Origin of the sequence: Sinobacterium norvegicum, assembly GCF_923077115.1 — a bacterium.
GTDB classification, from domain to species: domain Bacteria; phylum Pseudomonadota; class Gammaproteobacteria; order Pseudomonadales; family Sinobacteriaceae; genus Sinobacterium; species Sinobacterium norvegicum.
Map to the genome: position 1 here is coordinate 1631755 of NZ_CAKLPX010000001.1, position 19128 is coordinate 1650882.

Genomic DNA, 19128 nt, shown 5'->3' on the forward strand with positions numbered 1-19128 from the left:
AGCCCCACCCCCAATACTTAGCAGCTGGTAGGATCGATTTTTTCTGGGTCAATTCCGTATTTCTTAATCGCTTTTGTGACGACTGACAACTTGATTTCACCGTCATCGGCCAAAGCCTTAAGCGCCTTGATAACAATAAAGTAGCGATTAACTTCAAAGAAGTGACGCAGTTTCTCACGCGAGTCCGAACGGCCGAAGCCATCGGTACCCAGCATGGCGAAACGACGAGGCATGAAGGGCAGCAGTTGATTCAAATATGACTTCATATAATCGGTGGCACCAACAATAGGGCCCTTGGTGTCGGCGAACGCTGCCGTCACAAATGGCACCTGTTGCTCCCCCTCAGGATGCAATAGATTCCAACGCTCACAGGCCAAACCATCGCGGCGCAATAAGTTAGCCGAGGTGACACTCCAAACATCCGCATCCACTTTCCAATCGGCAGACAGCAACTCAGCCGCCGCTTCCACTTCGCGCAAAATAGTGCCTGAGCCCATCAACTGAACATTCAGTTTATGCTTGCCCTCAGCTTCTTTCAGCTTGTAAAGACCGTTGATAATGCCCTCTTCACAACCCTGAGGCATCTCGGGGTGAGTGTAGTTCTCGTTCATCACGGTCAGATAATAGAACACGTTCTCTTTATCCTGATACATCCGCTTGAGACCGTCCTGCATAATGACGGCAAGCTCGTGGGCGTATGTTGGATCGTAAGAAACACAGTTGGGAATCATATTAGCCATCAGATGACTGTGACCATCCTGGTGCTGCAAACCCTCACCGTTGAGTGTCGTCCGGCCAGCAGTTGCGCCGATCAAGAAGCCACGCGCCTGCGAATCACCGGCAGCCCAAATCAAGTCCATCACACGCTGAAAACCGAACATCGAGTAGAAGATATAGTACGGCACCATTGGGTAGTTAGACGTGCTGTAAGAAGTTGCCGCTGCAATCCAGGCAGAAGTAGCACCGGCCTCGTTAATCCCCTCTTCGAGAATTTGACCGCTTTGATCTTCCTTATAGAACATGATCTGATCATGATCATGTGGGGTATATTGCTGACCCACTGAAGAGTAAATACCCAACTGACGGAACATCCCCTCCATACCAAAGGTACGTGCCTCATCGGGCACGATAGGAACAATACGCTCACCAACTTGCTTATCTTTGGTCAGCGTTGACAGCATACGCACAAACGACATGGTCGTTGATATTTCACGCTTACCAGAGCCCTTAAGATGCGATTTAAAGGCATCCAGATCGGGACATTGTAGCGCTTCGAAATCGGGGTTGCGCGACGGAATCATGCCACCCAACTCTTCACGACGCTTGCGCATGTAGACCATTTCTGGGCTATCAGGCGCCGGACGATAATACGGGACGGTTTTCAGTTCGTCGTCACTCAATGGAATATTGAAACGGTCACGGAAGCCTTTCAGGGATTCCATATCGAGCTTCTTCAGCGAGTGCGTTTCGTTCTGAGCCTCACCCGCTGCACCGGTACCATAGCCTTTAACCGTTTGAGCAAGCACAACTGTTGGCTGCCCCTTATGCTCAGTGGCGTTGGCGTAAGCAGCATAAACTTTATAAGGATCATGGCCGCCACGGTTGAGATACATAATATCCTCATCGGTTAAATCCTTAACTAATTCGAGCAACTCGGGGTACTTGCCGAAGAAATGCTCACGAGTGTAAGCACCACCATTAGCCTTGTAGTTCTGTAGCTCACCGTCACAGACTTCGTCCATACGCTTTTGCAGCAAACCTGTGGTGTCTTTTTCTAACAGAGCATCCCAGTGGCGCCCCCAGACAACCTTGATAACATTCCATCCAGCACCGCGGAAGACACCTTCCAGCTCCTGCATGATTTTACCGTTACCACGTACAGGGCCATCGAGACGCTGTAGATTACAGTTAACCACGAAAATCAAGTTGTCGAGTTGCTCACGGCCAGCCAGTGAAATGGCACCCAATGATTCTGGCTCGTCACACTCACCGTCACCAAGGAAAGCCCAGACCTTACGGTTAGTCTGATCAACCAGGCCACGCTTGTCTTGGTACTTCATCACGTGCGCTTGATAGATTGCTTGAATAGGACCCAGGCCCATAGAAACCGTTGGGAACTGCCAGTAATCTGGCATTAACCATGGGTGCGGATAGGAGGACAGGCCGTCGCCATCCACTTCACGGCGGAAATTATCAAGCTGATCCTCGCTGATACGACCCTCGAGATAAGAGCGTGCGTAAACCCCTGGAGCGGTATGGCCTTGATAGAAAACAAGATCGGCTTTTTCGCCACCCTTGAAGAAATAGTTAAAGCCGACATCATATAAGGTGGCACTGGATGAGAAACTTGAAATATGGCCACCGAGACCGTCACTGTTATCATTGGCGCGCATTACCATGGCCAGGGCATTCCAGCGAATCATCGAGCGAATGCGGCGTTCAACAAACAAATCGCCCGGCATCCGTCGCTCGGCTGTCGGCACAATAGTATTGCGGTATGGCGTGGTAATGGCTGAAGGCAGCTTTACGCCAACATCGGAGGCGCGCTCCGACAATTGATTGAGAAGAAAGGATGTACGCTCATGTCCAGCGTGATCGATAACGGAATCGATGGCATCCAGCCACTCGCGTGTTTCAATAGGATCTTGATCCTGCATTTACTACCCCAACAATTTTAATGATGTCGCCTTACAAATGACCGTCATTAGCCGATCTTTAAGCTTGGCTGTCGAAACGCCCCCCGATAACAGGGAAACGCATGTTGAATTCTTGCTACCTGGTATTACTCATCAAAAGACCCAGTCGTTCGACCCCAAGGCCTGGCTCAACACAATGTTGATACTCTCTGCCGACTAGGCGTTTACCAGTTGTTTAATCTAAATTGCTCGCCCAACACTGAATAAAGAAAGCGCAGGAAACTGTAAAATTTTTACATAATCAAAACCTATAAGCAATATAAATATCATCAATACTACCACCAAAGCCTTGCGGGACAGCAGCTTTAGAGCAGTCTCTCGACAAAGTACAAAGGCTACAGATACCGTTGCTATTGACCTTTCAATTAAATCCGGCAGAGCGAGAGCAAGCAAAAACAGCGGTTTAACCAAAGTCACCAATCAACAGCTCAACAGGCGAAGACAGCGGGCTTCAAACAATTTGAGCTAAACTTTTGTTTAGCAACTAAACAGCGGTTTTGCCGCCTACTGTTTAATGTAGTATCTAATAAGCGGCTGACAATAAAAAATGCGTTGAAACAAAAAAGCCCATACCAGCAAACTGATATGGGCTTTATTCAAACCAGATCAAACTCAAACGCTATTCGACCCCACAGCACGCATTACTTGTAATGGTAATACTGCTGCTGCGCCTTAAATTCAACAACACTGCCCAGTGGCACTGCCTGTAGTGGCGAGGTAAACGCTGGCGACTCTGTCTGCAGCCAGAGCGTGCGATCTAACTGACCGACAAAGCGCTGACGATAGAAGGACAGCCACTGCTGGTATTCCACCGCTTCTATGTGGCTGATCAACTGCTCACGCATCTCAAAATCATCGTAACCCAGGGCGATTTGGCGCCAGTAAATACCTGACTGCTGGCTGAGGTTTTCCGGTTCCTTGGCCACCGCCGCCACCAGCGCTTGGCGCTGACGAATAAAGGCCTCCTCGCCCTCAATCTCAACCTGCTCGGCAAAGCCCGCGATAAACGCCAGCATCGAAGACTCAATTTTCTCTGGTGAGGCCGTTGGTGACTGCACTAACAGCATCAAGCCTGGAACCTTCAACGTCACCTTAGGCACACCGTAAACGATATAGCCAAGTTGCTGCTCAGTTCTCAACGAGCTATAAAACGGCGCCTTCAACAATTGCGCTGTCACACCCATCAGCGCGCGCTCATCATAGCCATCACTGCGCCCCTGCACATAGAGCAAACCGGCAGCATCATTGTGATTAACCGCCACCGTTCGCGACCAATTTTTCTCGGCAGGTAACACCACCACAGTATTTTCACCGGGGTTACCGCCACCCAGACTTAAGCTACTCACCGTCAGCTCAGCAAAATCTTTGGCCTGCTGCTCACTGTAGTTACCGTAAACCAGCATTTCCATCGCCGCCTGACTAAAGAACTGCTGACGATAGGTAAGGACATCAGTCAGTTCGACCGACTCAATCGCAGCCAGCAGTTGTTTTTCGCTCCAGTAATGCAGCATTAGGCTTTCGTTAAGCGCTGTCACCAGACGACCATAAGGCGGCTGATAATCGGCATTGGCCCAGCCACGACGAAACTCATCTTTAATATTGTTAAACCGAGTCTGACTATAAGTTGGCTGCTGCAAACCATCGAGCAACGCCTTTAACAACAATGGCTGCTTATCGGTATAACCGGCCACCTTTAACGACAGGCCACGGGTTGTCGCCGATACATCAAACTCAAGACCAGCCAACATCGCGGGATAACTAAAACTGTTAAGACTGTCATCGGCCAGGGCGGTCAGCAGCAACAGCTTAACGGCGTGATCTGCCGACTGCTGAGCGTCATCACTGCGCAGTGTCGCTCGCACCTCACCCTTGGGAATACGGAATTGTTGATCGGCACCATACCAGAGCTGGTAGCGCTGATTGTCAATAATTTTCTGCGGCAGCTGTGCCTCCGCCTTGTCGTTGAGCAAACTGAAGTCTTCGGCAATAAAGTCATTGGCCGCCGGCATGGTAATAGCGGAATTAGTGCCAACCTGAGCCCAGCCGCCCGTCGGCTGATAGCTGTAATCCGTGTGATAAAGCTCCGTCACCTTGTCGGTATTAACCGTGCGACTAGTTAACGTAATCATGGCGTTATCGGGCGAGATAAAGGTCAGCAGTTGCTCGACCAATTCTGGCTTATAAACATCCAGCATATAGGGAGCTGACAACACCTCAGAGGCCGGGTATTTCTTCAGCTGGCCAGCCAAACCACTGACAGTGTGTATCGCTGCGGCTTTTTCCTGGTAGCGGAATCGAATATCCATCAGCTGGCGCTGCTGAGCAAACATCTGCTCATTCATGCCGTGCTGCTTGAACCGATTAACCGCCTGAAAAACAGCCTCGACCACCTGCGACCAATTGGCCTCGCCCTTGGCCGTCAAGCTCACCGAAATATTAAATAACCCGCCCCCATTATAATCGAGGCCGGCGCCGGCACTTAACCCCTCGGCCAAGCCCTGCTGTTTAAGGTATTCAAGCAGACTGCCCTCGCCCTCATGGCCCAACATGTCGCCGACAAAAAGTGCCGGCTTGGAACGATAAAACTGACGCTGCGAAGGAATCGGAAAGGCCAGACTGAGACTGCGCACATCTTTTAATGACTTAACCTGCATAAAGCCAGGCAGCTTATCCACCTCAAACAACGGCACGGTAATTTCGTTACTAGCAACCTCTGGGCTTGGGATCTCGGCAAAGCGACTGCGTACCATCTGCTCCAACTCAGGCAGCGATTCACGCCCCAACACCACCAGACTCATCACCTCAGCGGAATAATGCTTGTTATAAAATGCCAACAAGTCGTCGCGTACCTTGTCGTCGTCACGGTCGGCCAAAGTCTGCAGGTTACCGACGGAGAACTTGGCCATCGGGTGAGCGGGGTTAACCTCCTGTCTCAGGGCATCCAGCGAGCGGCGGTATTCATTTTTCAGCTTCGACTTGTACTCCGAATAGACAGCATTCTTTTCGCGTTCAACATAGGCCTCGGTAAATAGCGGGGCGACGAAAAATCGCGAGAAACGGTCGAGCCCTCCAGCCAAGTATTCGGGTTCAATGTCGAAGAAATAGTTCGTATTTTCAAAGGCCGTATAGGCATTATGACTGCCGCTATGGGCACTGATATAAGCCTGATACGCCTCAGGCTCCGGGTAATTATCCGTACCCAAGAACAGCATGTGTTCAAGGAAATGCGCCAACCCCTCTCGGTCAGCTGGGTCCTGTGCAGAGCCAACGCCAACATCCAAGGCGGCGGCCGACTTATCGGTTTGCGGGTCAGAAATCAACAACACCTTGAGGCCGTTATCAAGCACTAAACTACGATAATCCCTGCCATCATTAGGGCTTTTAATCACCTCACCACCCCGCTCTGAAGATTTAATGCCGTCGCCACAGGCTGTAAGTAATAGCGCAATAATAATTAACGTACAGCGACTAACCACCGCCGCAGGTAGCTTCAAAACCACGGAAATTCTCCCACAAAAATAATCGTTTTCTATAAGTTTGGTTGCGCAGGCAGCTCTTTTGCCGAGGGCCACGCATTAATGAGAGCCTTGACCAGCGTAGCCAAGGGTATGGCAAAAAACACCCCCCACAACCCCCAAAAACTGCCGAACACCAAAACCGCCAGAATAATCGCCACCGGATGCAGGTTAACCGCTTCTGAGAACAACAGCGGCACCAACACATTGCCATCGATAGCCTGGATGATTAAATAGACCGTCATTAGCCAGAAAAATTCATTTGTCGGCCCCCATTGCATGTAGGCAATCACCGCCACAGGCAACGTGACCACTGCGGCACCGATATAGGGAATCAATACCGACAGTCCCACCAACAGGGCCAGCAGCGCCGCATACTGTAAGCCCATCAGGGCAAAAGCTATGTACGTAAAGACGCCAACCACAAGAATTTCGATGACTTTACCGCGAATGTAGTTAGCCACCTGTTCATCCATTTCCTGCCAAATACGGTGCATCATCGGGCGCGAAGCAGGCAGAAAACTGGCAAACCAACTGAGAATCTGACGTTTATCCTTGAGCATGAAAAAGATCAGTATCGGTACCAAAATAGCGTAAACCGCCAGCGCCGCCAGATTCAATAAATTCGCCAGCGAGAAAGACAGCAAGAACTGCCCCATGGCCGCCATCTCATTAGTCGCCGTGGTAACAATGCCGTTAAACTGATCGGCTGTTAATATATCGGGGTAACGCTGATGCAGCTCGCCCAGTAACTCCTGCGCCTTAGCCACCATATTCGGCAACTCCTGAAACAGTGATACCGCCTGCTTCCACACCATTGGCATCACCACCAGCATCAGCGCGGCACAGCCGGCGACAAACAAGCTAAAACTTAAAGCCAAGGCAAAACCAGGGCGCAGCCCCCATGACTTTAGCTTCTCTATCAGACCATCGAGCAAGTATGCCAATACCACACTGGTAATCACCGGTGCCAGTATATCGCTCAAGCCTACGATCAACGTCAGTGTCACCAGAATAATGAGCAGCAGCAGCACCGCCTCTTCATCACCGAAGAGGCCGTCCATCCATTTTTGAAATACCTTTAACACCGATCATTCACCATTGTCGTTTTCGTTTAATCTGCTTTTTTCTCTAATAAATAGCAGTATTCGCCGTTATTTTGCTCAGCGTTCAACAGCAAATGCCCACTCTGTTCGGCAAAGACGGCAAAATCACGCCACGAGCCACTGTCTGTTGCCAGCACCTGTACTCGCTCACCTGCGTTAACGCTATTCAACCCTTTTTTTGCCTTCAGCAGCGGCATCGGGCAGCTCAAACCTCGGGCATCCACTTCTAACATGTCAACCAACCTATAATGAATGAAAAAAATATGCGCGCTCAGAATCGGGCAACAGCCACCATCATCACACAATCACGGAGCATACAGTGTTTACTGGGGCGATTATTTAATATTAGACAAAACTATCAACTATTTAAGCATTTTATTGTCACAGTAGTATGAAATAATTGGCAAACACACCCGCTATCTGATTTAGTGAGCACTTTAACTATCCCAAGCCCAACTATGCGTTTGAAAACCATCCACACAATTAAGAGGCTCAGCGTAGCACTGGCACTCAGCTGCGCCATACTCTTTAGCGGCTCGTTCAGCCTGGCGCAAACCAGTGACCTGAACCTCCCGACGCTGGGCAACTCCGGCGCCAATATGTTTTCCGACGATCAAAAATACGACCTTGGCCGCGCCTGGCTGATGGCATTTCGCGGTCAGGCACCGACCGTCGACGACCCTATTATCTACGATTATCTCGAGCATTTAATCTATCGCCTTGCCCAGCACAGCCAATTACAGGATAGGCGTATTGATATTGTTGTCGTCGCCAACCCGACACTCAACGCCTTTGCCGTACCCGGTGGCGTGGTAGGGGTTCACAACGGCATCTTCATCAACGCCAAGAATGAAGCCCAACTCGGCTCGATCCTGGCCCACGAATTAGCTCACCTCAGCCAACAGCATTTTGAACGGGGGGTCGAGGCACGCCAACGCTCGACTATCCCAACCATGGCCGGTCTGCTAGCCGGTATTGTCCTCGCCGCCACCACCGGCAGTGACGCCGGTATTGCCGCCATCGCTGCCAGCCAGGCTGGCGCCATCCAAAGCCAGTTACGGTTCTCTCGTCAGAACGAACAAGAAGCCGACCGTATTGGCATGCAAACCATGGTCGACGCGGGCCTAGACCCGAGGCAGTCCGCGGCTATGTTTGAGGAAATGCAACGAGCCAGCCGCTATTACGGCAACCGCGCCCCTGAATTCCTGCTCACTCACCCCTTGACAGAAACCCGAATCAGCGACGCCAAGACCCGTGGCGACCGCTACCCTGCCGGTGGTTCAGTCAACTCGATCGACTACGCCATCGTGCAGGCCAGGGTGCGCATTTATTACGAAGAAAACCCTCAGTCGGCAATTAAGTTCTTTCGCGCCAAAATTAACACCACCCAGGGCGTTGAGCTGGAGTCCAATCACTACGGCCTCGCCATCGCTCTCACCGACGCCGGACGCTATGAAGAAGCGCGAAAGGAATTAACACCACTGCTCGAAAAACGCCGTAACAACATCCCCTATCAGCTTGCCGATACCAAGCTGCTCGCGGCCAGCGGGCAAGCTAAGCAGGCACAACTGCGGCTTCAGCAACTGCTGAAAATCAACCCCACCAATTACCCATTGATGCAAAGCTATGCCAAGCTTCTCCTGGCCACCAATCAAATTCAAGCCTCCAGGGATGTCTGGCTAAGACTGTCGGAGCTATACCCCAACCAACCCTCTATTTGGTATCAATTAGCCGAGGTACAAGGGCTGTCGGGTAATATCAAGGCTGTACATACAGCCAGAGCGGAATATTTTTTATTAGCTGGCAACCCCGATGCTGCCACACGACACCTCAACTATGCGCTAAAGTTGGTCGAGGGTGACTACTTGCAGACAGAGATTATTCAGCAAAAAATTCGCGATATCCAAGCGTGGAAACAGCGATTAAATTTGAAGTAATGGCCGCCGCCGCAAAAAAAGCTGACAACACAGTCAGGTTTTTTCTGTTACAGCGTTAACTAGCAAGGTATAATTGGCCTATTACAACCGAATAACAGCCACTGCTATTCACCATAATTATAATGCTTATCGAACTAATCACTCTACTAAATAGGCCCAGCTAGGCCTAAAATACAGTCAACTTATAGATACGCTTTTAAAAGGTTTTATTATGTCGGAACGCATCCAGAAAGGCGGCCTTACAGTAGCCACCGAAATTCATGAATTGGTTAACCAGCAAGTCATACCGGGCACCGGCATTGATGCCGAGGCATTCTGGGTCGCACTAGAAGAGATCGTTAATGATCTGGCACCGAAAAATCGCGATCTACTGCAAAAGCGTCAAGACCTGCAGGATCAAATCGATCAGTGGCATCAGCAGCAGGGCGCCAACAATGTTGATCCTGTAGCCTACAAAGCCTTTTTAACCCAGATTGGTTACCTGGTCGCCGAGGGTGACGAATTCACCATCGACACCGCCAGTGTTGAACCGGAAATAGCCACGCAAGCTGGGCCGCAACTTGTTGTACCCATTATGAATGCCCGCTTCGCTCTCAACGCTGCCAATGCTCGCTGGGGCAGCCTGTACGACGCACTTTACGGCACCGACGTGATCAGCACCGATGATGGCGCCGAGAAAACCGGCCAATACAACCCCGTACGCGGCGACAAGGTTATCGCTTACGGTCGTCAATTCCTCGATGACACGGCCCCTCTGGCCAACGGCTCACACGCCGACGCCAGCGAATACCGCATTGTCGATGGTCAGCTGCTGATCACAGTCAATGGTCTGGAAGGTCAACTGGCAACACCGGGATTATTTGTTGGCTACAAGGGCGAGGCCGACCAGCCCAGTGTCATCTTGCTCAAGCACAACAACTTGCACATCGAAATACAGCTCGGCCGCGAAACACCCATTGGCCTGAGCGACAAAGCCGGCATCAAAGACATCGTCATCGAGTCCGCCATTACCACGATTATGGATTGCGAAGACTCTGTTGCCGCCGTCGACGCAGAAGACAAGGCACTGGCCTACAGCAACTGGCTGGGCCTAATGAAGGGCGACCTATCTGAAACCATCGACAAAGGTGGCAAGACCTCTGTTCGCCGCCTAAAGGCAGACCGCCAATACATCGGCGCCGATGGCAGCGACTTGGTGCTCAAAGGGCGCAGCATGTTGTTCATCCGTAACGTTGGCCACCTGATGACCAACCCTGCCATCATCGACAAGGATGGCAACGAAATCCCCGAGGGGATTATGGACGCAATGATTACCTGTCTCATTGCCATGCACGATTTAAAGGGTGATAACGAGCTGCGTAACTCCTCGGCCAACAGTATCAACATTGTTAAGCCCAAGATGCACGGCCCTGAGGAAGTCGCCTTCGCCAACGAGCTGTTTGAGCGTGTTGAAGACGCTCTCGGCCTTGATCGCTTTACCATTAAGATTGGCATTATGGATGAGGAACGCCGTACCTCGGTCAACCTGAAAGAATGTATCCGCGCCGTGAAAGACCGCGTTGTTTTCATCAACACTGGCTTCCTAGACCGTACCGGCGACGAGATTCACACCTCGATGGAAGCCGGCGCCTTCGCCCCGAAAGGCCAGTTAAAAACCATGACCTGGATCGGCGCCTACGAGGATCAAAACGTCGACCTAGGTTTGGCCTGCGGCCTGCCTGGCAAGGCTCAAATCGGTAAGGGCATGTGGGCCGTACCCGATAATATGAGCGACATGATGGAGCAGAAAATCGGCCATCCGGTAGCCGGCGCCAACACTGCCTGGGTGCCCTCGCCAACCGCCGCAACCCTTCACGTGATGCATTACCACAAGGTAAACGTGCAGAGCCGCCAACAAGAGCTCGCCACCAGAACTCGCGCCAGCGTCGACGATATCCTAACCATCCCACTACTGGGTGATCAGCCTCTGTCAGCAGCCGAGATCGAGCGCGAAATTGAAAACAACGCTCAGGGTATTTTGGGCTATGTTGTTCGCTGGGTTAACCAGGGCGTTGGTTGCTCGAAGGTACCTGACATCAATAATGTCGGCCTGATGGAAGATCGCGCCACACTGCGTATCTCCAGCCAACATATTGCCAACTGGCTACACCACGGCATCTGCGACAAGGATCAAGTACTTGCTATCATGCAACGCATGGCAGCAGTGGTTGACGGCCAGAACAGCGGTGACAAGGAATACACCAATATGGCACCAAACTTCGACAACAGCATCGCCTTCCAGGCGGCCTGCGAGTTAGTCTTTGATGGCTGCGCTCAACCCAGCGGCTATACCGAGCCTGTATTGCACCGTATGCGTCAAGAGCTTAAAGCCAGCCTGTAAGTTTTAAGCGCAGAAAAAAACCGCCATTTGGCGGTTTTTTTCTATCTACAATAATTGCACAACCCGATCATTCACTCTGACCAATGACGCCGGACGATATACCACAGCCCTTGAGAATAATATGGCACAGCGTGTCTGCTGCTCGCTCAAACTCCTCATCGTCCAAGCCGTTCTCAACCCCCAGCGCGTGGGTCACCTGAGAGCTAAAGTCAGCATAGTGCTGGGTCGACGCCCAGATCATAAAAATAAGATGATTGGGGTCGACAGCATCCATTTTCCCAGCATCGATCCACGCCTTAAACACCTGCGCTCTGCCGGCAAACCACAGACGGTAATCCTCACCAAAATATTCACTGAGATGTTCGCCACCGCTGATTAATTCGATGGCAAAAAGGCGCGAGGCCAACGGGTTGTCGCGGGAGAACATCACCTTGCCGCGCACATATCTCGACAGCGATTGCGCCGGGTCATCGTCGGCGGTCAATTCGTTAAATGTCGCATCCCACAGCTCCAGAACCTCTCGAAGCACTGCCCCGTACAAACCCAACTTGCTGCTAAAATAATAATGTAAGTTCGCCTTCGGTAGACCGGAGCGCTCAGAGATCGCATTCATGCTGGTGCCACGAAAGCCATTGAGCACAAATTCTTCGGCGGCCGCGGTTAAGATAATTCGCTCGTTCTCCTGCCGAATCAATCCGCGTTTATATTTTTTTTGTTCCAACTGTTCATCCCCACTAACAACAACCATGAGCCACAGCTAATCAACTGTATTTTTGCACTAATTTAATTCCTATTGCTGAACAAAAAACAGCGGCATAGGCCGCTGTTTTCTTATCGGTAATATTACTCAACAATAATTACAGGTGGTACTTAACGAGGAATTGAACGTTTGATTCAGCGGTATCCCACTTGCCTGTATCACCAGGGAAGAAGTTAGTATCAGAACCGTCTTCGATACCGAACTTGTTGTTCCAGTATTCGTATTCAACACCGACATAGAGAGACTTCTCTTTGCCATAAAGTGTCTTACCGGCATCCCACTTCAACTGAGTCTGAACGTGAACAAAGCCTTTCTGCTCTTTAAAGTTATCAACATCGGCATTACTGGTGATATCGGCAAAGCCGTCCCAAACAAAGCGTGCTGGACCAAGATTAAATGAGGTTGCCCACACTGGCGTAATCTGGAAGTTATTATCAACATCTTGGCGCTTTAGAGAGCCATCGTTGCCGTATTCGTTATAGGCGGTATCGCCATTGAAACGGTAATAGGTGTTCACTTGGACGAAGTCAAAGCCTGGAACATTAAAATCAAAACCCAAACCTAACAACTGATTATTAACGGTACCGCCAGCACCATTAATGTTGTTGGAAGCAGAACCCATTTCCAACTGACCGGCAAGTAGTACATCGGTGACTGGACCGAAAGACAGCTTCTCGTCGAAAACAAGACCTGAGGTTAGACGTGCGCCAACTTCAGAGTAAATTTCAGATTCTTCGGTACCGTCTAAAGACTGGCTGCGATCCATGAAGAAGAAGACATCACCCCAGCTGTGGCCAGAAGCATGTTCAATAGTCAGCACATAGCGGCTTTCTTCTGATTTATTATCATCTGCACTCAGCGGCAATTTGTAGCTGCTACCCTGTAGATAGCTGATTGAGTTATCGCTCCAGAACATCTCCGCCTGAGCGGCACCGCTGATAGAGGCAGCTGCAACAGCGGCACTCATAGCCAATTTTTTAAGGCCCATATTATTCTCCAACATCATCAATTAAAAAAAGATTGCCGCTTTGTTACCCCAAGCGAACTAATACTCGGCCAGCCTAGGTAATCCCACCTATGCCGCCTTAGTCATCCACCGCCACATCTCTCAATCTGTACCGTTTGACTAACTTGCAGCTAGTCTACCCAACTTTGTTGACCCAAACGACAAGTTTTTAAACTAAATGTTTCATTTTGTTCAAAAAAAATAATTTCTCTCATTAATACAAGAACCTACAATTTAAACTTTTCGATTAATCAATACGAAAAAACACCTATATGGTCAAAAAACAGCCCCGAAAACGAAAAAACCACGCCTGATGGCGTGGTTTTTTAACGGTATTTAACGCTGCCTGCGTGGCAGCAATAACAGCTTATTGCTGTGACTGATAATAGGCGCGGGCAGCAGATTGACCTGAGCCAGCAACAATATCAGCACCCTGTTCACGCAGCACCTGCTCCAACGACGCCAGACAGAACAACACATTGGTTTGGTTACAGGCATAACCCATCAGGCCAATGCGCCAGACTTTACCAGCCAGAGGCCCGAGGCCTGCGCCGATCTCCAGGTTGTAATCCTGTAACAGCGACTGACGAATTGCCGCCTCGTCGATACCATCAGGAATGGTCACCACATTTAACTGCGGCAGACGGTATTCTTCGTCGACGACAAACGATAGACCCATGGCCTCAAGACCGGCGGCCAAAGCCTTGTGGTTGAGGTCGTGGCGGGCCCAGGCAGCTTCCAGCCCTTCCTGTTCAAGAATTAACAGCGACTCATGCAAGGCATACAGGGTATTCACCGGTGCGGTGTGGTGATAGGCACGCTGGGTGTTCTGCCCCCAATAGCCCATGACCAACTCCATATCAAGAAACCAGCTCTGTACCTTGGTTGTACGATTTTTGATGGCGGCGATGGCGCGCTCACTGAAACTGACTGGCGAAATGCCAGGCACACAACTGAGACACTTTTGGGTGCCCGAGTAAACTGCATCGGCTCCCCAAGCATCGATGGCAACCTCGATACCACCGACAGAGGTCACGGCATCAACAATCGACAAACAGTTGTTCTCAGCTGCCAGTTTACACAGGGTGGCGGCATCGCTGCGCACACCGGTAGAAGTCTCAGCGTGAACAAAGGCCACGACTTTGGCATCGGGGTTGTCGGCCAACGCCTGCGCCAACTTAGCTGGATCAACAGGCTTACCCCAGTCGTCCTGCACCAGGATCGCCGTGGCTCCGCAGCGCTCAACGTTTTCCTTCATGCGGCCACCGAAGACGCCGTTCTGACACACAATCGCCTTGTCACCGGGCTCAAGTAGGTTAACAAAACAGGCTTCCATACCGGCACTGCCGGGTGCCGATACCGGCAGGGTTAAGGCATTCTTGGTTTGGAAGGCATATTGCAGCATCGACTTCACCTCATCCATCATCGCCACAAACTGTGGGTCTAGATGACCAATCGTCGGCCTCGCCAGAGCGGAGAGAATACGAGGGTTAACATCGGAGGGACCTGGGCCCATTAATGTACGTGCCGGCGGATTAAATACATTTGTCATATTACTGTTCCATTGTTAACAGGCCAAAACTATCAAGCCATTGAATTAAAGTACTTTGCGCCAATTATACGGCCTGAAACACGCGTGTATAGAGCGCTATATGCAGATTTAGTTTAGTGATATTGCGACAAAATAGGCGGTATTTAAAAATATTTCAACAAAAAAGTTGACCACAGAGACAGGTTTTCATTTAATGGGGGTAAGTAGCGTTACCAACCATCCATCTCACTAGCTGGTTTTGCAGAGAGCAAAAATTGATTTTTCTCTACTACAATTTAGCCAATTAGCGCGACATCGCACGATAGCCGGCCTCTTAAAACCTTGAGGCTGCAGACCAAACAGAGGAAAGAACCGTGATTCGTTTTTTACTGAACAACCAGCCGCAGGAGATAGAGCACTGCGACCCCAATATGACGGTACTGGAATATCTGCGCGATGAGCTCAATGACACCGCCACCAAGGAAGGCTGTGCCTCTGGTGACTGTGGAGCCTGTACGGTGGCCTTTGTCGAGCTTGTTAATGGCGAGTTGAAGTACCGCACCGCCAACAGCTGCATCACCTTCGTCGGCAACCTACACGGCAAGCAACTGATTACTGCCGCCCACTTAAAAGAAGACCAACAGCTTCACCCTGTTCAACAGGCGATGGTTGATCAACACGGCTCCCAATGCGGTTTTTGTACCCCCGGCATTGTCATGAGTTTGTTCGCATTAGAGAAGCGCAGCGATAGCTATAACCGCGCCGACACCCTGGAAGCACTCTCAGGCAACCTCTGTCGCTGTACAGGCTACCGTCCTATCATGGACGCAGCGGTGCAAATGTATGAGCCCAGTGCAGACGACCAGTTTGTACGCAACCAAGAACACACGAAAAAACAGCTGAGCAAGATTGCCAATGACAGCGCCGAGCTTATCGAGCTCAGCAATGGCAACAACCATTACTATGCCCCGGCAACATTACAACAAGCACTCGAACTTGTTCGCGACCACCCCAAGGCGAGGCTTGTCTGCGGTGGTACCGACCTGGCGCTGGAAGTCACTCAGCAACTAAAAGAAATCCCGCTGATGATCGACCTTTCCCGCACCGCCGAATTGAATAGCATCACCGTCGATGAACAACAGATTGTGATCGGTGCTGCCCGCAGTATTGACAGCAGTGTTGAGACGATTAAACAGCACTATCCTGAGTTTGCCGAGATGCTGGGGCGCTTTGCCGCCAAGCAAGTTCGCCAACAGGGCAGCTTTGGCGGCAACGTCGGTAACGCGTCTCCGATTGGAGACATCCCCCCCGTGTTACTGGCGCTGAACGCCACCCTAACTCTCAAGTCGGCCAGCGATTGTCGCGACGTGCCGACGGATGAGTTCTTTACCGGCTACCGCCAAACAGTACTGCAGCCAAATGAGTTAATCGCTCACATCAACATTCCGCTGCCGACGGCCAATAGCCACTGCAAGGTTTATAAAATTTCGAAACGTCAAGACGATGATATCTCCGCTGTCTTGGCCGCCTTCAATTTCACCATCGACGATAACAATATTGTGACCGATGCTCGCTTGGGCTTTGGCGGCATGGCGGCGACGCCAAAGCGTGCCACCGCAACCGAACAGGCACTGATTGGGCAGCCGTTCACTCAGGCCTCCATCGACAGCGCCCAGACTAAAATTGCAGACGACTTCCAGCCACTTAGCGACATGCGTGCGACCAGCGATTACCGCTTAGAAGTCAGCCGTAACCTGCTGCAGAAAGCCTTCGTCGAAATCGCTCTTGCCGCCAAGGGCGACAACAGCAACACCTTCTTTGTTGACGCCACTCAGACCAGGATTTGCAGCCATGCGTAGTATGCCTAACAGCCACAATAAAACCGATCAGGCACTTGGCCACACCGGCAGCTCTCGCAAACACGAAAGCGCCCATAAACACGTGACTGGCGAAGCCATCTATGTCGATGATATTCCTGAGCCCGCCGGGATGCTTTTCGCCTACTGCGGTTTCAGCCCTAAAGCACGCGGCAAAATTACCAAACTCAACTTATCCGCGGTCAGCCAGTGCGAAGGTGTTGTCGCCGTCATGACCGCCGACGATGTACCCGGTCACCTCGATATCGGTGCCGTCTTCCCCGGCGAGCCACTGCTTGCCAACGGTGAAGTCGAGTTCTTAGGTCAGCCAATTTTTGTCGTTGCCGCCACCAGCTACAATGCCGCGCGCAAAGCAGCGCGCAAAGCCGAGATCGACATCGACGCTGAACCGGCGATTATTACCGTCAATCAAGCCTTGGATGCTGAGAGCTTTGTCCGCCCACAACACACCCAACAACGGGGTGATGCCAGCAGCGCCCTCAGTCGCAGCGCGCACATCGTTGAAGGTGAGCAGTATATTGGCGGTCAGGAACACTTCTATCTTGAAGGTCAGGTCGCTCTAGCAATCCCAGCAGAAGACCGCGGCATGATGGTCTACTCCTCCAGCCAGCACCCCACCGAAGTACAAAAGCTGGTGGCCGAGGTACTGCACATTCCGATGAGTCAGGTAACCGTTGACATGCGCCGCATGGGCGGTGGCTTCGGCGGCAAGGAAACCCAAGCCGCACAGTGGGCCTGTATCGCCGCCATTGTTGCCGACAAGACCAACAAGCCGGTCAAGATTCGTCTGGCCCGCGCCGATGACATGAGCTCGACCGGTAAGCGCCACCCGTTTTATAACCAATTCAAAATTGGCATCAACGAAGAAGGATTAATTGAGGGTGCCGACATTACCGTCAACGGTGAGTGCGGCTTCGCCGCTGACTTATCCGATGCCATCGTCGACCGAGCAATGTTCCACAGCGATAACGCCTACTATCTCGGCAACGCCAAGATCACCGGCAACCGCTGTAAGACCAATACGGTTTCGCACACCGCATACCGCGGCTTCGGTGGCCCTAAGGGCGTTATTTTAGCCGAACGTATGCTCGACGACATTGCCCGCAAAGTGGGTAAAGACCCCCTCGATGTGCGCAAGCTCAACCTTTATAACGATGAGGGCGACCGCAATGTCACCCACTACCATCAAACCGTTGAACATAACATTCTGCCCGAGTTAATCGAGCAATTAGAAGACAGCAGTGATTACCGCGCCCGCCGCGCCGCGATTACCGAGTTCAACAAGACCTCGCCTATTATGAAGAAGGGCTTGGCACTGACACCGGTTAAGTTCGGTATTTCGTTTACCGTACAGCACCTCAACCAGGCCGGCGCACTGATCCATGTCTATACCGATGGTTCTGTGCAGGTCAACCACGGCGGCACCGAAATGGGCCAGGGGTTACACACCAAGGTTGGCCAAATCGTGGCACAGGAATTTGGCATCGATATCAGCGATATCCTCGTCACCGCCACCCGAACCGACAAGGTGCCAAACACCTCGCCGACAGCCGCCTCATCGGGCACTGATCTGAACGGCAAGGCCGCTCAGAACGCCGCCAAGATTATCAAACAGCGTCTGGTCGATTTCGCCGTCGAACACTTTGGTCTGGCCACCTCCGCCATCGAATTCAGCCAGGGCCGGATTAAACTGGGCGCCGAGCAGATGACCTTTGCAGAACTGTGTCAGCTTGCCTATATGAACCGCGTATCATTATCATCGACCGGCTATTACAAAACGCCGAAGATTCACTACGATCGCAACACCGCTTCCGGACGCCCATTCTTCTACTTTGCCATGGGCGCCAGTTGCTCGGAAGTCTTGGTCGACACCTTAACCGGTGAATACCAGCTTAGCCGTGTCGATATCCTGCACGATGTCGGCACTTCGCTGAACCCGGCCATCGATGTTGGCCAAATTGAAGGCGCCTTTGCTCAGGGACTCGGCTGGGTGACCACCGAAGAGCTGGTGTGGAACAACGAGGGGCGACTAACGACCAACAGCGGTGCCACATACAAAATCCCTGCGGTCAACGATTTGCCCGCCGACTTCAATGTCGAGCTGTTCACCCGCGCCAACCCTGAAGACACAATTTACAATTCAAAGGCTGTTGGTGAGCCGCCGTTTATGCACGGCATCTCCGTGTGGTGCGCCATCCGCGACGCAGTCAGCTCACTGAGCAACTATACGGTCAGCCCGGTTATCCACACCCCGGCAACACCAGAAAAAGTGTTATGGGCGGTAAAAGAATTGCGTCAACAAGTTGAAAAACAGGGCTGA

Annotated in this window: 12 protein-coding genes; 4 read left to right on the top strand and 8 right to left on the bottom strand. The window is 51.4% G+C overall.

Annotation, left to right across the window (positions count from 1 at the left end):
- Window positions 1-17: 17 nt before the first annotated feature.
- From aceE to L9P87_RS07305, 5 genes are all read right to left on the bottom strand, one after another.
- Complete coding sequence (gene aceE / locus L9P87_RS07285; protein WP_237444014.1) at window positions 18-2657, bottom strand: pyruvate dehydrogenase (acetyl-transferring), homodimeric type; 2640 nt, start codon at window positions 2655-2657, stop codon at window positions 18-20.
- Between the two features lie 219 nt (window positions 2658-2876).
- Complete coding sequence (locus L9P87_RS07290) at window positions 2877-3113, bottom strand: hypothetical protein (RefSeq protein WP_237444015.1); 237 nt, start codon at window positions 3111-3113, stop codon at window positions 2877-2879.
- 224 nt (window positions 3114-3337) lie between these two features.
- Complete coding sequence (locus L9P87_RS07295) at window positions 3338-6196, bottom strand: insulinase family protein (protein ID WP_237444016.1); 2859 nt, start codon at window positions 6194-6196, stop codon at window positions 3338-3340.
- Between the two features lie 29 nt (window positions 6197-6225).
- Window positions 6226-7299, bottom strand: a complete 1074-nt coding sequence (locus L9P87_RS07300; protein ID WP_237444017.1) for an AI-2E family transporter — start codon at window positions 7297-7299, stop codon at window positions 6226-6228.
- Window positions 7300-7325: 26 nt separating this feature from the next.
- On the bottom strand, window positions 7326-7550 hold the full coding sequence (locus tag L9P87_RS07305; RefSeq protein WP_237444018.1) for a sulfurtransferase TusA family protein: 225 nt from the start codon (window positions 7548-7550) through the stop codon (window positions 7326-7328).
- Between the two features lie 225 nt (window positions 7551-7775).
- On the opposite strand from L9P87_RS07305, the gene L9P87_RS07310 reads away from it, so the two are divergent.
- Both L9P87_RS07310 and L9P87_RS07315 read left to right on the top strand, forming a co-directional pair.
- The gene (locus L9P87_RS07310) at window positions 7776-9254 is read left to right on the top strand and encodes a M48 family metalloprotease (RefSeq protein ID WP_237444019.1); all 1479 of its coding nucleotides are present in this window, start codon (window positions 7776-7778) and stop codon (window positions 9252-9254) included.
- Window positions 9255-9465: 211 nt separating this feature from the next.
- A complete protein-coding gene (locus L9P87_RS07315) occupies window positions 9466-11634 on the top strand; it encodes a malate synthase G (protein ID WP_237444020.1) in 2169 nt (722 codons plus the stop codon).
- A gap of 67 nt (window positions 11635-11701) precedes the next feature.
- Here the strand turns inward: L9P87_RS07315 and L9P87_RS07320 are convergent, their stop codons facing one another.
- The 3 genes from L9P87_RS07320 to L9P87_RS07330 form a co-directional block, all read right to left on the bottom strand.
- The gene (locus L9P87_RS07320; RefSeq protein WP_237444021.1) at window positions 11702-12382 is read right to left on the bottom strand and encodes a TetR/AcrR family transcriptional regulator; all 681 of its coding nucleotides are present in this window, start codon (window positions 12380-12382) and stop codon (window positions 11702-11704) included.
- Window positions 12383-12491: 109 nt separating this feature from the next.
- Window positions 12492-13382, bottom strand: a complete 891-nt coding sequence (locus L9P87_RS07325; protein ID WP_237444022.1) for an outer membrane protein OmpK — start codon at window positions 13380-13382, stop codon at window positions 12492-12494.
- A 385-nt stretch (window positions 13383-13767) separates the two neighbouring features.
- Window positions 13768-14952, bottom strand: a complete 1185-nt coding sequence (locus L9P87_RS07330; protein WP_237444023.1) for a pyridoxal-phosphate-dependent aminotransferase family protein — start codon at window positions 14950-14952, stop codon at window positions 13768-13770.
- A 353-nt stretch (window positions 14953-15305) separates the two neighbouring features.
- Here L9P87_RS07330 and xdhA point away from each other — a divergent pair, with 353 nt between their 5' ends.
- Window positions 15306-16790: a xanthine dehydrogenase small subunit gene (gene xdhA / locus L9P87_RS07335; protein WP_237444024.1), complete on the top strand. Its 1485-nt coding sequence runs from the start codon at window positions 15306-15308 to the stop codon at window positions 16788-16790.
- Complete coding sequence (gene xdhB / locus L9P87_RS07340; protein ID WP_237444025.1) at window positions 16783-19128, top strand: xanthine dehydrogenase molybdopterin binding subunit; 2346 nt, start codon at window positions 16783-16785, stop codon at window positions 19126-19128. Before xdhA ends, xdhB begins: the two co-directional genes overlap by 8 nt.

Coding starts and splice junctions, on each gene's coding strand:
- L9P87_RS07310 (WP_237444019.1), top strand. CDS start 7,776: ATGCGTTTGAAAACCATCCACACAATTAAGAGGCTCAGCGTAGCACTG.
- L9P87_RS07305 (WP_237444018.1), bottom strand. CDS start 7,550: ATGTTAGAAGTGGATGCCCGAGGTTTGAGCTGCCCGATGCCGCTGCTG.
- xdhB (WP_237444025.1), top strand. CDS start 16,783: ATGCGTAGTATGCCTAACAGCCACAATAAAACCGATCAGGCACTTGGC.
- L9P87_RS07330 (WP_237444023.1), bottom strand. CDS start 14,952: ATGACAAATGTATTTAATCCGCCGGCACGTACATTAATGGGCCCAGGT.
- L9P87_RS07320 (WP_237444021.1), bottom strand. CDS start 12,382: ATGGTTGTTGTTAGTGGGGATGAACAGTTGGAACAAAAAAAATATAAA.
- L9P87_RS07315 (WP_237444020.1), top strand. CDS start 9,466: ATGTCGGAACGCATCCAGAAAGGCGGCCTTACAGTAGCCACCGAAATT.
- L9P87_RS07325 (WP_237444022.1), bottom strand. CDS start 13,382: ATGGGCCTTAAAAAATTGGCTATGAGTGCCGCTGTTGCAGCTGCCTCT.
- aceE (WP_237444014.1), bottom strand. CDS start 2,657: ATGCAGGATCAAGATCCTATTGAAACACGCGAGTGGCTGGATGCCATC.